Raw genomic sequence first — 14,682 nt, 5'->3', positions numbered from 1 at the left:
TTCAGCTGGACCGGCGGACCCAACGGACTGGTCGGCATTCCGGCGCCCAGCCTGTTCGGCCATTCCTTTGCCGATCCGCTGGTGATCTTCGGCTGGAAGCTGCCGAGCCAGGCGAATTTCTATTATCTGTCGGCCGCACTGGTCGTCGTCGCCATCGTCACCGCGCACCGGCTGCACGGCTCGCGCATCGGTCTGGCCTGGAACGCGCTGCGCGCCGACGAGATCGCCGCCAAGGCGCAAGGCATCAATGTGGCGTGGTTCAAAGTGCTGGCCTTCGCCGTCGACGCCTTTCTCGCCGCCTTCGCCGGCACGATCTACGCCTTCTACGTCTCCTACATTTCTCCCGACAATTTCACCTTCCTGGTCTCCGTCACCATCATGACCATGGTCATCGTCGGCGGCATGGACAATATTTTCGGTGTCATCGTTGGTGCGTTCCTGCTGACCATCCTGCCGGAGAAATTGCGCGCGTTCGCCGACTACCGCCTGCTGTTCTTCGGCGTCGTCATCATCGGCTTCCTGATGATCCGGCCGCAAGGTCTGTTCCCGCAACGCATGCGGCGCTACGGAGGCGAGCCGTGAGCGCGCTTCTCAAGGTCGAGAATTTGACGATGCGCTTCGGCGGCCTGGTCGCGCTCAACGATGTCAGCCTGTCGATCGACAAGGGCGCGGTGCTCGCCGTCATCGGGCCGAACGGAGCCGGCAAGTCGACGCTGTTCAATGTCGTGACCGGCGTCTACCGGCCAACCTCCGGTCGCGTGACCTTCGACGGCGCCGAGATCACCGGCCGCCCGTCCTACGAAGTTGTCGACCGCGGCATCGCCCGCACATTCCAGTCGTCGCGTCTGTTCTCCGACCTCAGTGTCCTCGACAACGTCATCATCGGCATGCACACCCGCACCAGGACCGGCGTGCTGACCGCGCTGTTTAGGCCTGGCGCATCGCGCCGCGAGATGGCGGCTTGCGTGGAAAAGGCCGAAACCCTGCTCAAGCACGGCTCCGGCGACCTGTTCGAACAACGCTACCGGCCAGCGGGTACACTGGCCCAAGCCGACAGGCGGCGCCTGGAAATTGCCCGAGCGCTCGCATCGCAGCCCAAGCTCTTGCTGCTCGACGAACCTTCGGTCGGCATGGACGATACGGAAACCGACGCGCTGGTGGCCGACATCACGCGGCTGCGCGTACAAAACCCTGCTCTGTCGGTGGTCCTGATCGAGCACGACATGCGGGTGGTCGAAGCGTTCCCGCAGCATGTCACCTGCATCGACTATGGCAGCAAGATCGCCGAGGGCGACTTCGCGGCGGTGCGAGCCGACCCGCGCGTCCAGGAAGCCTATCTCGGGAAGGCGGTCGCCCATGCTTGAACTCAGGGGTGTCGATACTTCCTATGGCGCGGTGCCGATGCTGCGCGGCGTGGCGATGAGCGTGCGCCCCGGCGAACTGGTCTGCCTGCTGGGGCCGAACGGCGCCGGCAAGACGACAACCTTCATGACAGTCTGCGGCGTCGTGCGGGCGCAGCGTGGCAAGGTCGAGGTGATGGGCAGGGACATGGCGACGCTCGGCACGGAAAACCTGGCGTCGCTCGGCGTCGGGCTCGTTCCCGAAGGGCGCCGGCTGTTCCCCGGCCTGACCGTGATGGAGAATTTGCGCCTGGGCTATGACGCGGTGTCGGGCAGGGGACCCAATTTCGGGGTGCAACTGGACAAGATGTGCAAGCTGTTTCCGCGCATCCAGGAGCGCCTGCGCCAGGTCGCCGGGACTTTGTCGGGCGGCGAACAGGCGATGGTGGCGCTGGCGCGCGCGCTGATCGGCGAACCCAGACTGGTGATCATGGACGAGCCGTCGCTCGGTCTCTCGCCAAAACTCATCGGCGAGTATTTCGAGATCACAAGGGAGATCCATCGCCAAGGCACGACCATCCTGTTGATCGAACAGAATGCCGAAATGGGGCTGGGCATCGCCGATCGCGGCTATGTGCTGGTCAAGGGTAAGGTCGCCCAGGAGGGGCCGGCAAAGGAGTTGCTCTCGTCCAAGGCGGCCAGAAGCCTCTATCTCTGAGCCGTCCGTTTCTTCTGACTCAACAGTGATGATCCACGCCCCGCGCTCCACATCTTCGGCCATGCTTCCCGGCATTTAGGGACAAGCTAACCACTGCCACATGAAATCATAATTTTCGCTGCCCGGTGCCTCCAGTAAACCAACGATCAGATCTCCGCCGCATCCGCAGACACTCCCGGGGAGAGCCAGAAAGGGCCGCTGAAATGCCAGTCGAAACGGTAGACACGCTTGTTGTTGGCGGCGGCCAGGCGGGGCTGGCCATGAGCGAGCATCTGAGCAAGTGCGGGGTGCCGCATCTCGTGCTCGAGCGGAGCCGCATCGCCGAACGCTGGCGTACCGAAAGATGGGACTCGCTGGTTGCCAATGGTCCCGCCTGGCATGATCGTTTTCCCGGCATGGAATTTCCGGACGCCAGTCCCGACGCCTTTGTCGGCAAGGAGAAGGTCGCCGACTATTTTGTCGCTTACGCCGGCATGATCGCTGCCCCCATCCGCTGCGGCGTGGAGGTCAGGAGCGTGGAAAGGCTTGTCGGCCGTCCCGGCTTCCGGGTCGAAACCTCGGATGGCGTGATCGAGGCCAGGAGCGTGGTTGCCGCTACCGGGGCTTTCCAGCATCCGGTCATTCCGGCGGTTGTCCCCGGGGATGCCGGAGCGATGCAGATCCATTCCAGCGCCTATCGCAATCCGGGCCAGTTGCCCGAAGGTGCGGTGCTGGTGGTCGGCTCCGGGTCCTCGGGGGTGCAGATCGCCGACGAACTCCAGCGCGCGGGACGGCGCGTCTACCTCTCGGTCGGGCCGCATGATCGGCCGCCGCGGGCCTATCGCGAGCGTGACTTCTGCTGGTGGCTGGGGGTTTTGGGCAAATGGGACGCCCAAGCGCCGGCGCCTGGCACCGAACACGTCACCATCGCGGTGAGCGGCGCGCGGGGCGGCCAGACGATCGACTTCCGGCGTCTTGCCGCGCAAGGGATGACGCTGGTTGGCCGGACGGAATCCTACAAGGAAGGGGTCATGACCTTCGCTCCGGATCTGGCTAACAATATCGCGCGCGGCGATGCGAACTACATGTCGGTGCTGGACGAGGCCGACGCCTATGTCGCTCGCAACGGCCTCGACCTTCCCGAGGAGCCCGCGGCCCGCGAGATCGGACCGGACCCGCAATGCATGACTGATCCCATTCTCGAGCTGAACCTGGCGGAAGCCGGGATAGGTTCGATCATCTGGGCAACGGGATTCACCGTCGATTACAACTGGCTGAAGGTCGATGTGTTTGACGAAAAGGGCAAGCCGAAGCACCAGCGCGGCGTGTCGACCGAGCCGGGAATCTATTTCCTGGGACTGCCGTGGCAATCGCGGCGGGGGTCGAGCTTCATCTGGGGCGTCTGGCACGACGCCCAGCATGTGGCGGACCATATCTCCACGCAGCGCAAGTACCTGGCCTACCATGCGTCCGCAAAGCGCGAGACCAAAGTGGCATAGAAACGGACGTCCCGACCTCGAGCCGACTGACGGAGACCAAGATGGCCCATATAAGAATTCGCAAGTTCAACACCAAGGAAACCTATCCCGAGCAGAAGCTCGACAATGATCTGTGCCAGGCGGTCGTTACGCGGGGCGGCAGGACCGTCTATCTGCGCGGCCAATGCCCGCAGGACCTCGACACGGCCAAGAATATCGAAAGCCATGATCCGGTCGAACAGACGCACAAGGTCATGCAGAACATCCGCCAGCTGATCGAGGAGTGCGGCGGCACCATCGAGCATTTGGTCAAGGTGGTGGTCTACATTACCGATGTCCGCCATCGCGAGGCGGTCTACCGCACCATGGGCGAGTATATCAAAGGCGTGCATCCCGTCTCGACCGGCCTAGTCGTGCAGGCCCTGGCGCGGCCGGACTGGCTGGTCGAGATCGACGGCACCGCAGTTATCCCGGATTAAAGTCATGACATTCTCCATCGTCGCGCGGTGCAGCCGCACCGGCATGTTCGGGGTCGCGGTGTCCTCCTCGTCGCCTGCTGTGGCGGCGCGCTGCGCCTATGCGCAGGCGGGCGCCGGCGCCATTGCCAGCCAGAACGTCACCGATCCTACGCTGGGACTGCGCGGTCTCGAATTGCTGGCGCGCGGCGCGTCGGCGGCAGAGGCGATTGCCATATTGAAGCGCACCGGTGCCTATCCCGAATACCGGCAGGTGCTGGCTGTCGATGCCGCTGGGACGACCGCTATCCACTCAGGGCCCAAGGCGCTTGGCATCTGGGCGGAGGCGCGTGCGGACAATGTCGCCTGCGGCGGCAACATGCTGGCCCATGACGGCGTTCCGCAAGCCATGGTCGAGGCCTTCCTGGCGTCGGAAGGGCATCTCGGCGACCGCCTCATCGCGACCATGCGCGCCGCGCTGAAAGCGGGCGGCGAGGCCGGCCCGGTCCATTCGGCTGGCATGAAGCTGGTGCGCGAGGTTGCGTGGCCGGTCGCCGACCTGCGCTGCGACTGGACCGACGACTGCCCGATCGAGCAATTGGCGACGCTGTGGGAACTCTACAAGCCACAGCTCGATGCCTATGTGACCCGCGCCATAAACCCATCCGATGCGCCGAGCTACGGCGTGCCGGGCGACGAATAGTCAAGACAGGGGTCACCTGCGATGAGCGAGCTCAGCCACAAGGACTGGATCGGCAAGGCGTCGGCGATCCGTTTTCGCGACAAGGCGTTCATCGACGGCAAGACGGTCGCGGCGCGTTCGGGCCGGACCTTCGCCAGCGTCAATCCGGCAACCGGCGAGGTGCTGGCCGAAGTGGCGTCCTGCGGCGAGGAAGATATCGATCTGGCGGTTGCCGCGGCTCGGCGCAGCTTCAATGCGGGTGTCTGGTCGCGCACCAGTCCGGCGCACCGCAAGGAGGTCTTGCTGCGGCTGGCGCAGCTGCTGCGCGAAAACCTGCATGAACTGGCCCTGCTGGAATCGCTCGACATGGGCAAACTGGTCAGGGATGCGGCCGCGGTCGACGTCCCCGGCTCGGCGGCGATCTTCCAATGGTATGGCGAGGCCATCGACAAGATCTACGGCGAGGTGGCACCGACCGGCGAAGGCGATCTGGTGCTGGTGCGGCGCGAGCCGCTTGGCGTGGTCGGTGCGGTAGTGCCGTGGAATTTCCCGCTCGACATGGCGACCTGGAAATGTGCGCCGGCACTGGCGGCAGGCAATTCGGTGGTGCTGAAACCCGCCGAGCAGTCGCCTTTGTCGGCCCTGCTTCTGGCGGAACTGGCAATGGAAGCGGGCCTGCCTGCAGGCGTGCTCAATGTCGTGCCCGGCCTTGGCGAAACCGCCGGCCAGGCGCTTGGCCGCCACATGGATGTGGATTGCCTTGCCTTCACCGGCTCGACCGCCGTCGGCAAGATGTTCCTGCAGTATTCCGGCCAGTCGAACATGAAGCAGGTCTGGCTGGAGACCGGCGGCAAGAGCCCGAACCTCATCTTTGCCGATTGCGGCGATCTCGACGCGGCAGCCGACATGGCGGCCTTCGGCATCTTCTTCAACCAGGGCGAGGTCTGTTCGGCCAATTCACGCCTGCTCGTCCAGCGCGGCATCAAGGATGCCCTGGTGGAGAAACTGGTGCAGCGTGCGGCGGCCACGCAGCCCGGCGATCCGCTCGATCCAGCTTCGAAAATGGGCGCGATGGTCGATGCCCGCCACGCCGCCAACGTCATGCGCTTCGTTGAAGCCGGCAAGAAAACCGCGCGCCTGGTCGCGGGCGGCGACCTGGTCACGGTTAACGGGCGCGGCAGCTTTGTCCAGCCGACCATCTTCGACAATGTCGCGCCCGCCGATCCGATTGCCCGCGACGAGATCTTCGGGCCGGTGCTTTCGGTCATCGCCTTCGACGACGAGGCCGACGCGATCCGCATCGCCAATGACAGCCCTTATGGGCTGGCCGCATCGCTCTGGACCGACAGCCTGTCGCGCGCGCATCGTATCGCCGGCCGGCTGCATGCCGGCACGGTTTCCGTCAACACGGTCGACGCGCTGAGCCCGATGACGCCGTTCGGCGGTTTCAAGCAATCCGGCTTCGGCCGCGACCTGTCGCTGCATGCGCTCGACAAATACACCGCGCTCAAAACGACATGGATCAAATACTGATGGGCGCCTAAAGCGCATCGCGATTGAACGGATTCAAGCGATGCGCTTTAGGCCTTTGCTCTATGCATGTCATTTGCGCAAAACCGGGGCCACTTTTGCGCGACATGCATTAGGCTTGATCGAAGCCCTCAAACCGGCAACATAGCCAGCCATGCCGCTACGCTTCACGCTCAGACAGCTGGAATATTTCGTCGCCGTGGGCGAAGCCGGTTCCATCGCTAAGGCGGCCGAACAGGTCAATGTGTCGCCGCCGTCGATTTCGGCCTCGATCGCACAACTGGAAACCGAGTTCGGTGTCCAGCTGTTTGTCCGCAAGCATTCGCACGGCCTCTCGCTCACCGCCGGTGGCCGCATCTTCCTCAAGGAAGCCGCCCGGCTGCTCAACGATGCCGACGCCTTGCACGACGTCGCCGGCGACTTTGCCGAGAAGGTGCGCGGCCCGCTGGCGGTGGGATGCCTACTGACCTTTGCGCAAATCGTGCTGCCGGCGCTGCGCATGCGGTTCGAGCGCGCCTATCCCGATGTGCGGGTGCGCCAGTTCGAGCGCAATCAGGGGCAATTGCTCGAGATGCTGCAGCGCGGTGAAATCGACCTTGCCTTGACTTACGATCTCGAACTGTCGCAGGACATGACCTTCGAGCCGCTGATGCTGGTGCCGGCGTACGTCATGCTGCCGGCGGGGCATCGCTTCGCGGCAAAGGCGTCGATCACGACGGAGGAGCTGGCCGACGAGCCGATGGTGCTGCTCGACCTGCCGTTCAGCCGCGAATATTTTCTGTCGGCATTCCACCAGCGCGGAATCCGCCCCAACATTGCCGAGCGTACCGGCGACATCGCCGTCATGCGTTCCATGGTGGCCAACGGCTTCGGCTACGGCATCGCCAATATGCGGCCGCTCAACACGCTGGCGCCGGACGGCAAGCCGCTGGTCTTCGTGCCGCTGGACGGCGATCTGCGGCCGCTGACCATGGGCGTCGCCTTGCCCAGTTCCGAACACCGCACGCAAACCGTCCAGGCGTTCATCGACCACTGCCGGCATTTCGTCGTCGAGCAAGGCGTGTTCGGCGCCGAGCGGGCTGTCGGCCAGGCAGCACTTCCACAGAAGTAGCCCCGGTTAGGCCAACTGCTGGTCGGCAAGCCGCTGCAGCAATTTTTCCAGCATGCCATCGCAACGGCGCATCTGCTCGACGCTGACGAACTCATCCGGCTTGTGTCCCTGCGCCATCGATCCCGGTCCGCACACGACCGTCGGCGTGCCGAGATCGCGGCTGAACAGGCCGCCCTCCGTGCCGTAGGCAACCTTGATGGTGTTGTTGGCGCCGGTCAGCGATTTGATGAAAGCGACGGCTTGCGAACTGGCCGGCGTGTCCAGGCCGGGATAGGTGTTGGTGATGTCGATGTCGATTGCCGCCTCAGGCGCGATGGTCGAGGCTTCGGAAGCAATATGAGCAGCCTCCTTGCGCAGGCGGTCGAGAATCTCATGCGGATCGTCGGCCGCGACATTGCGGATCTCGAAGTCGACCTGGCAGAGGTTCGGAACGATGTTCAGCGCCACGCCGGCGTTGATCTTGCCGACATGGACGGTTGTGTAGGCAATGTCGTAGTCGCCGTCGCGGGCGCCATCGCGCACCAGCCGGTCCTGTTCGCGGCGCAAGGCGGCGACGAAATCGCAGCCGAGATGGATAGCATTGAGCGCCAGCGGAGCCAGCGCCGAATGGCCCTCGCGTCCCTTGCAAAGCGCGCGTGCGGCAAGCTTGCCCTTGTGGCCCGTCGCCACCTGCATGTCGGTGGGCTCGCCCACGATGCACAGCAAGGGCCGATGCGGGGCTGCTTGCAGCATGTCGATCAGGCTGCGCACACCGATGCAGCCGATCTCCTCGTCGTAGGAGAGCGCCAAATGCAGCGGCGTGCGCAGCGTCATTTTCGATGCTTTAAGGCACGCCGCGAGCGCGCAGGCCACAAAACCCTTCATGTCGGCTGTACCACGTCCGTAAAGCTTGCCGTCTCGGTTCGTCATCTCGAAGGGCGGCAGCGTCCAGGCCTGGCCGTCGACGGGGACGACGTCGGTGTGGCCGGACAGCATGATGCCGGAAGCGTCGGCCGGTCCGATGGTGGCAAACAAATTGGCCTTGTGGCCGTCCTCGCTGTGGATGATCCGGCTGTCAATGCCATGCGCGTCCAGCAGCTCCGCCACGTAACCGACGAGGGCGAGGTTCGAATTGCGGCTCACCGTCGGGAACGCGATCAGCTTTTCAAGGATCTGGGTGCTGTCCATGCGTTTATGTCTCGTTGGCCGTGGGCGCTATCTAACATCGCGCAGCGGTGGCCTTGAAGTCGCATTTGGCTCAGCCGGGATTCAGCGGATGCTAATCCATGCAGTGCTGCCGATTAGGCGCGGCCTAATCGGCACAGAAGAAATCTGTTGTTTCCCGGCGCCCGCTGCAACTTATGAATGGTCTCACGGCATCACCCACTGGCCGGCCGGCTTGCGCCACGGCTCGAAACCATGATCGGGCATGCTGCAAGGCGACGCTGGCAGGAAGGCACGTTCCATGCGCGATCCGCGCTACGACATTCTGTTCGAGCCCGTGAAGATCGGTCCGGTGACCGCCAAGAACCGCTTCTATCAGGTTCCGCATTGCAATGGCGGCGGCTATCGCGATCCTTCGGCCGCGGCCGAGATGCGCCGCATCAAGTCGGAAGGCGGCTGGGGCGTCATCTTCACCGAGCAGACTGAGATGCACCACACATCGGAGATCACGCCCTTCATCGAGCTCAGGCTGTGGGACGACGCCGATATCCCGGCGTTGGCGAAGATGGCAGAGGCCATGCACCAGCATGGCGCGCTGGCCGGCATCCAGTTGGCCTATTCAGGCATCAACGGTCCCAACCTCTACACCAAGGAGGTACCGCGCGGACCGTCGGCCCTGCCGATCCGAACCTTCACCAACGATCCGGTCCAAGCGCGCGCCATGGACAAGCAGGATCTTCGCGACCTGCGCCGCTGGCACCGCAATGCATTCAAGCGTGCCAGGCTGGCGGGCTTCGACCTGGTCTGCCTCTACGGCGCGCATGGCTTCGGCATCATCCAGCACTTCCTGTCCACCGCCACCAACCAGCGCAGCGACGAATATGGGGGCTCGCTGGAGAACCGCTCGCGGCTGATGCGTGAGCTGATCGAAGAGGGCAGGGACGCCATCGGCGACACGTGCGGCCTGACGCTGCGGCTGTCGCTGGACGAGATGATCGGTGAGCTCGGCTTTGCCAATTCCGAAGTGCGCGACATGATCGAGATGCATGCCGACCTGCCAGACCTCTGGGACCTGGCGCATGGCGCATGGGAGGATTGCTCGGGGCCGTCGCGGTTCAAGGAGGAGGGCGCGCAGGAGAGCCTGGTGTCCGGCATCAAGACGCTGACCTCGAAGCCGGTCGTCGGCGTCGGGCGGTTCACCTCGCCTGATGTGATGGTGAAGATGATCAGGTCCGGCACGCTGGACTTCATTGGCTGCGCGCGGCCGTCGATTGCCGATCCCTTCCTGCCGAAGAAGGTGGAGGAGGGGCGGATCGAGGACATTCGCGAATGCATCGGCTGCAACATCTGCATCACCGGAGACATGACCATGTCGATCTCTCGCTGCACGCAGAACCCGACCTTCATGGAGGAGTGGCGCAAGGGCTGGCATCCCGAGCGGATGCAGGCCAAGGGCGACAGCGACAGCGTGCTGATCGTCGGAGCCGGCCCCGCCGGGCTGGAAGCCGCCAGGGCACTCGGCCTGCGCGGCTACCAAGTGGCCATCGCCGAAGCCGGCACCGAACTCGGCGGCCGCGTGGCGCGCGAATGCCGCTTGCCCGGTCTCTCGGCATGGGGACCCGTGCGCGACTACCGCCAGTACCAAATCAGCCAGATGTCCAATGTCGACGTCTATTTCGAAAGCCGGTTGTCGGCCGAGGATATTCTCGCCTTCGGCTTCCAGAACATTGCCGTTGCCACCGGCTCGACATGGCGCCGTGACGGCGTGGCGCGCGCGCATGTCGTGCCGATGCCGGTGGACCCGGCCATGCCGGTCTACACGCCGGACGATTTGATGGGCGGCAATGTGCCGACCGGCGGCGTCGTGCTGTTCGACGACGACCACTATTACATGGGCGGTGTCCTGGCCGAGCTGATGGCGCGGCAGGGCGCGAAGGTGACGCTGGTGACGCCGTCGGCCTATGTGTCCGACTGGACCCGCAACACGCTGGAGCAGGGCGCCATCCATCGCCGGCTGGCCGAACTCGGCGTCGAGATCGTGCTGAACCGGGCCGTGACGCGCATCGTGGCGGGCGGGGTTGCCACTGCGTGCGCCTATACGGGCAGCCAACGCGACTTCGCCGCGGACGCCGTCGTGCTCGTGACGTCGCGCCAACAGGACGATGGCGTCTGGTGCGAACTGAAGGCGCGGCGGGATCAATGGGCCGATAGCGGCATCCGCTCGATCAAAGTCATCGGCGATGCCGAGGCGCCTGGCCCGATCGCCTGGGCAACCTACGCCGGCCACCGCTTCGCCCGCGAGCTGGACGAAGCCGACATCGGCGACGCACTGCCCTTCCGCCGCGAGGTCACGGCGCTGGCGGTGGATTAGGCGCCGGTGGCGCGGTCACCGAATATTGGGTTGTTCGACCGTACTGCATTGCACAATTCCTTCGCTTGGTCACAATGCAGGCATGGTTCGAACCGCACTCGCCGTCCTGGTGATCGATGAAAACCGCATCCGCGCCGCGATCATCGAGGCGGGGTTGCGCGAGGCCGGCCATGAGCGGGTCACCGTCATCCATGACGTGACCGGCATTGCGCGGCGGATCGCCGAGATCGAGCCCGATGTCATCGTCATCGATCTCGAGAACCCGAACCGCGACATGCTGGAAAACATGTTCCAGCTGTCGCGCGCCGTGAAACGGCCGATCGCCATGTTCGTCGACCGCTCCGACCAGGCCTCGATCGAGGCGGCGGTCGATGCCGGCGTTTCGGCCTATGTCGTCGACGGTCTGCGGCAAGAGCGCGTCAAGCCGATCCTCGACATGGCGGTCAGCCGTTTCAACGCTTTTTCGCGCATGGCGCGCGAACTGGAAGAGGTTCGCGGCGAGCTCGAGAGCCGCAAGGTGATCGACCGCGCCAAGGGCATCCTGATGAAGTCGCGCGGCCTCTCCGAAGAGGCGGCCTACACGCTGCTGCGCAAGACGGCGATGAACCAGAACCGCAAGATCGGCGACATCGCCCAGAGCCTGGTGACTGCCGCCGGGCTGCTGGGACCGCCGGAGGACGAATGAGCATGACTGCTGCGCACCAGATCACCGCCGGTTTCATGCCGCTTTTCGACAGCGCCGTGCTGGTCGCGGCCGGGGAGCTTGGCTTTGCCGCACGAGAAGGCATCGACCTCACCCTACACCGCGAGACGTCCTGGGCCAACATTCGCGACCGCATCGCCATCGGTCACTTTCATCTCGCGCATATGCTGGGACCGATGCCGCTCGCCTGCAATCTCGGGCTGACGCCACTCGCTTCGGAAACCATCGTGCCGTTCTCGCTCGGGCTCGGCGGCAATTGCGTCACCGTCTCCAACACCGTCTGGGCCGGAATGGTGGCGCACGGCGCCGAAGCCGATCTTGATCCGGCGCGCGCCGGTGCGGCGTTGCGCGCGCTCATTCGCGAGCGCGCTGCGGCCGGTGGCGACCCGCTGCGCTTCGCCGTGGTGCATCCGCATTCCGGGCACAATTACGAATTGCGCTATTGGCTCGCCGCCTGCGGCATCGATCCGGCGCGCGAAATCGAGATCGTCATCGTGCCGCCGCCCTTCATGGCGGATGCGCTGGCCACCGGCCGCATCGACGGGTACTGCGCAGGCGAACCCTGGAACAGTGCTGCGGTTGCCGCCGGCACCGGGCATATCGTCACCGTCAAGGCGCGGATATGGCGTAACAGCCCGGAGAAGGTGATCGGCGTACGCAAGGCGTGGGCAGACGAAAACCCCGAGGCACTGGCGGCGCTGCTGCGTGCGCTGCATCACTCGGCGCGCTGGTGCCAGGATCCGGCCAACCGTGGCGAATTGGCGGCTGTGATGGCGCAGGCCGGCTTTCTCGGTCTGCCGCCGGCCGTGCAGATGCCGATCCTGACCGGTCATCTCCGACTGGGCGGCGGCGCGGAGCGGACCATCGACGACTTCTTCCTCCCGTTCGACAAGGCAGCGAACTTTCCATGGAAGAGCCATGCGCTGTGGTTCTACACGCAGATGGTGCGCTGGGGGCACGTGGCGCACACGCCGGAAAACCTTGCCATCGCCCGCAACTGCTACCGGCCCGACCTCTACCGTTCGGCTCTGAAGCCGCTTGGTGTGGCGCTTCCCGGCGCCAATTCGAAAGTCGAGGGTGCGCTCCAAGTTGCCACCGCGGTCGGCGCGACAGGCGCCGGCCTTGTGCTCGGTCCGGACGGTTTCTTCGACGGCCAGATCTTCGATCCGGACGAGGTCGACGCCTACATTACCGGCCAGAAATCGGCTCGCGCGGAAGCCTGAACATTTCCGCGTCATTCTTGTGCATTGCACAAAAATTGTGCGCGCGATTGCCCGAATGAACAATCTTTGGCCTTCCGGCTATACGACCCGGTGCGTCCGCGATCGGCGCGGGTTGCTGATTTAATTGATCTTTTTCACCTCTCTCAAAACTGGCACGGTTCCTGCTTTGAAATAGACAGGCCCTTCGCGGGTCACGGAACAGGCGTCCAATGACGGGCGCCACAGGCAAAGCTGCCGCTCAGGTTAATGCGCGCTCCCGGTCACCCGGACGCGAAGACCTGGCTGGCGGCTTTTTTGTTTTGATCAACACGCAATCGACGACGCGGATCCCAAGCCGCGCCCAACCGGAGACGACGATGACGAAACGGATCAGGACTGGAACGACCCTCAAGGACATGACGCGCCGCGATTTTCTCGTCAGCAGCGCGATGACGGCCGGCCTGTTCGTGGCGGCCCGCAAGCTCTTCCCTTCCGGCGCCTATGCTGCGACCGCCACTCCGGAGGTCACCGGGGCCAAGCTCGGCTTCATTGCCCTCACCGATGCGGCACCGCTGATGATCGCCAAGGAGAAGGGGCTGTTCGCCAAGTTCGGCATGCCCGATGTCGAGGTGCTCAAGCAGGCCTCCTGGGGTGCGACACGCGACAATCTGATGCTCGGCGGCGCGGCCAACGGCATCGACGGCGCCCATATCCTGACGCCGCTGCCTTACCTCATGCACACGGGCAAGGTGACGCAGAACAACCAGCCGATGCCGATGGCGATCGTGGCGCGGCTCAACTACGACTGCCAAGGCATTTCGGTCGCCCAGGAATATGCCGGCACCGGTGTCGGTCTCGACGCCTCGAAGCTGAAAGACGCTTTTGCCGCCAAGAAAGCGGCTGGCAAGGAGATCAAGGCCGCCATGACCTTCCCGGGCGGCACGCATGATTTGTGGCTGCGCTACTGGCTGGCGGCCGGTGGCATCGATCCCGACAAAGACGTCTCGACCATCGTCGTGCCGCCGCCGCAGATGGTGGCCAACATGAAGGTCGGCAACATGGACGTGTTCTGCGTCGGCGAGCCGTGGAACGAGCAGCTCGTCCATCAGGGCGTCGGTTTCACCGCCGCCACGACGGGCGAATTGTGGAAGGGCCATCCGGAAAAGGCGCTCGGCCTGCGTGCCGAATTCATCGAGAAATACCCGAACGCCACCAAGGCGATCCTGATGGCCGTCATGGAAGCCCAGCAATGGTGCGAGGCCGCTGAGAACAAGGACGAGATGGCCGCCATCATCGGCAAGCGGCAATGGATGAACGTGCCCGTCGCCGACATCATCGGCCGCCTCAAGGGCGACATCAACTACGGCAATGGCCGCGTCGCCAACGGCACCGATCTCTCCATGAAGTTCTGGAAGGGCGGCGTCTCCTATCCTTTCAAGAGCCACGATACGTGGTTCCTCGCCGAGAACATCCGCTGGGGCAAGTTCGCGCCGACCACCGACATCAAGGCGCTGGTCGATCAGGTCAACCGCGAGGATCTGTGGCGCGAGGCGGCCAAGGATCTCGGCGTTGCGGCTGCCGACGTTCCGGCGTCGCCGTCGCGCGGCGTCGAGACCTTCTTCGACGGCAAGATCTTCGATCCGGCCAACCCGTCCGCCTATCTCGATAGCCTGAAGATCAAGGCATCGGCCTGAACCCCTGCGCAAACGGCGCATTGCGCCGTTTGTCGCTCGAATTATCTGCCCCACGGAGTTTTCCCCAGACATGTCGATCCAGACTATCGAGGACACCAAGGTGAAGGCCTTTCCTGCCAAGCCGGCGGAGGTCATCGCCTTCACTGCCAAAGCAAGGCGTCGCTTCGATCCGCTCGCCATCGCCGGCAAAGTGGCGAGCGCGCTGGTGCCGCCCATCATCGTGATCGCGCTGATGCTGGTCGTCTGGCAGATCGCCTGTTCGTCGCCGACATCAAG

Annotated in this window: 13 protein-coding genes and 1 pseudogene; 13 read left to right on the top strand and 1 reads right to left on the bottom strand. The window is 64.4% G+C overall.

Annotated elements, in window-relative coordinates:
* From EOD15_RS14140 to EOD15_RS14105, 8 genes are all read left to right on the top strand, one after another.
* The coding region (locus EOD15_RS14140) for a branched-chain amino acid ABC transporter permease (protein WP_148129549.1) at positions 1–582 on the top strand (582 nt) is incomplete at its 5' end.
* Positions 579–1,364, top strand: coding sequence for an ABC transporter ATP-binding protein (locus tag EOD15_RS14135; RefSeq protein WP_245463669.1), 786 nt, complete (start codon positions 579–581; stop codon positions 1,362–1,364). The genes EOD15_RS14140 and EOD15_RS14135, both read left to right, overlap by 4 nt.
* A complete protein-coding gene (locus EOD15_RS14130) occupies positions 1,357–2,058 on the top strand; it encodes an ABC transporter ATP-binding protein (RefSeq protein WP_127320628.1) in 702 nt (233 codons plus the stop codon). Before EOD15_RS14135 ends, EOD15_RS14130 begins: the two co-directional genes overlap by 8 nt.
* Before the next feature lie 203 nt (positions 2,059–2,261).
* Complete coding sequence (locus EOD15_RS14125; protein ID WP_127320627.1) at positions 2,262–3,536, top strand: NAD(P)/FAD-dependent oxidoreductase; 1,275 nt, start codon at positions 2,262–2,264, stop codon at positions 3,534–3,536.
* 41 nt (positions 3,537–3,577) lie between these two features.
* Positions 3,578–3,994 carry a RidA family protein gene (locus EOD15_RS14120; RefSeq protein ID WP_127320626.1) on the top strand — a complete coding sequence of 139 codons (417 nt, stop codon included), beginning with the start codon at positions 3,578–3,580 and terminating at the stop codon, positions 3,992–3,994.
* Positions 3,995–3,998: 4 nt separating this feature from the next.
* Positions 3,999–4,673, top strand: coding sequence for a DUF1028 domain-containing protein (locus EOD15_RS14115; protein ID WP_127320625.1), 675 nt, complete (start codon positions 3,999–4,001; stop codon positions 4,671–4,673).
* Positions 4,674–4,694: 21 nt separating this feature from the next.
* The gene (locus EOD15_RS14110; protein ID WP_127320624.1) at positions 4,695–6,185 is read left to right on the top strand and encodes an aldehyde dehydrogenase; all 1,491 of its coding nucleotides are present in this window, start codon (positions 4,695–4,697) and stop codon (positions 6,183–6,185) included.
* A gap of 151 nt (positions 6,186–6,336) precedes the next feature.
* Positions 6,337–7,293, top strand: a complete 957-nt coding sequence (locus tag EOD15_RS14105; RefSeq protein ID WP_127267113.1) for a LysR family transcriptional regulator — start codon at positions 6,337–6,339, stop codon at positions 7,291–7,293.
* A gap of 6 nt (positions 7,294–7,299) precedes the next feature.
* Here EOD15_RS14105 and argE read toward each other — a convergent pair whose 3' ends face one another.
* A complete protein-coding gene (gene argE / locus EOD15_RS14100) occupies positions 7,300–8,460 on the bottom strand; it encodes an acetylornithine deacetylase (protein ID WP_127323173.1) in 1,161 nt (386 codons plus the stop codon).
* 277 nt (positions 8,461–8,737) lie between these two features.
* Between argE and EOD15_RS14095 the strand changes: the two genes are divergently transcribed.
* The 5 genes and pseudogenes from EOD15_RS14095 to EOD15_RS14075 all read left to right on the top strand — a co-directional run.
* Positions 8,738–10,807: an NAD(P)-binding protein gene (locus EOD15_RS14095; protein WP_127408571.1), complete on the top strand. Its 2,070-nt coding sequence runs from the start codon at positions 8,738–8,740 to the stop codon at positions 10,805–10,807.
* Between the two features lie 82 nt (positions 10,808–10,889).
* Complete coding sequence (locus tag EOD15_RS14090; RefSeq protein ID WP_127267110.1) at positions 10,890–11,492, top strand: ANTAR domain-containing response regulator; 603 nt, start codon at positions 10,890–10,892, stop codon at positions 11,490–11,492.
* Between the two features lie 2 nt (positions 11,493–11,494).
* Positions 11,495–12,733: a CmpA/NrtA family ABC transporter substrate-binding protein gene (locus EOD15_RS14085; protein ID WP_164762009.1), complete on the top strand. Its 1,239-nt coding sequence runs from the start codon at positions 11,495–11,497 to the stop codon at positions 12,731–12,733.
* A gap of 356 nt (positions 12,734–13,089) precedes the next feature.
* Positions 13,090–14,406 (top strand): CmpA/NrtA family ABC transporter substrate-binding protein, encoded by a 1,317-nt coding sequence (locus EOD15_RS14080; protein WP_127408570.1) that lies wholly within the window; start codon positions 13,090–13,092, stop codon positions 14,404–14,406.
* 70 nt (positions 14,407–14,476) lie between these two features.
* Positions 14,477–14,682, top strand: a pseudogene (locus EOD15_RS14075) (nitrate ABC transporter, permease protein); the annotation flags it as partial.

This window comes from Mesorhizobium sp. M7A.T.Ca.US.000.02.2.1, from assembly GCF_003996995.1.
GTDB lineage: Bacteria > Pseudomonadota > Alphaproteobacteria > Rhizobiales > Rhizobiaceae > Mesorhizobium.
Note: the sequence above shows the minus strand (reverse complement) of the source record. Positions and strands in the feature narration are given on the sequence as shown.

What these genes read in the sequence shown, in the direction of transcription:
- EOD15_RS14130 (WP_127320628.1), top strand. Translation starts at nt 1,357, where the DNA reads ATGCTTGAACTCAGGGGTGTCGATACTTCCTATGGCGCGGTGCCGATG.
- EOD15_RS14125 (WP_127320627.1), top strand. Translation starts at nt 2,262, where the DNA reads ATGCCAGTCGAAACGGTAGACACGCTTGTTGTTGGCGGCGGCCAGGCG.
- EOD15_RS14120 (WP_127320626.1), top strand. Translation starts at nt 3,578, where the DNA reads ATGGCCCATATAAGAATTCGCAAGTTCAACACCAAGGAAACCTATCCC.
- EOD15_RS14115 (WP_127320625.1), top strand. Translation starts at nt 3,999, where the DNA reads ATGACATTCTCCATCGTCGCGCGGTGCAGCCGCACCGGCATGTTCGGG.
- EOD15_RS14110 (WP_127320624.1), top strand. Translation starts at nt 4,695, where the DNA reads ATGAGCGAGCTCAGCCACAAGGACTGGATCGGCAAGGCGTCGGCGATC.
- EOD15_RS14105 (WP_127267113.1), top strand. Translation starts at nt 6,337, where the DNA reads ATGCCGCTACGCTTCACGCTCAGACAGCTGGAATATTTCGTCGCCGTG.
- argE (WP_127323173.1), bottom strand. Translation starts at nt 8,460, where the DNA reads ATGGACAGCACCCAGATCCTTGAAAAGCTGATCGCGTTCCCGACGGTG.
- EOD15_RS14095 (WP_127408571.1), top strand. Translation starts at nt 8,738, where the DNA reads ATGCGCGATCCGCGCTACGACATTCTGTTCGAGCCCGTGAAGATCGGT.
- EOD15_RS14090 (WP_127267110.1), top strand. Translation starts at nt 10,890, where the DNA reads ATGGTTCGAACCGCACTCGCCGTCCTGGTGATCGATGAAAACCGCATC.
- EOD15_RS14085 (WP_164762009.1), top strand. Translation starts at nt 11,495, where the DNA reads ATGACTGCTGCGCACCAGATCACCGCCGGTTTCATGCCGCTTTTCGAC.
- EOD15_RS14080 (WP_127408570.1), top strand. Translation starts at nt 13,090, where the DNA reads ATGACGAAACGGATCAGGACTGGAACGACCCTCAAGGACATGACGCGC.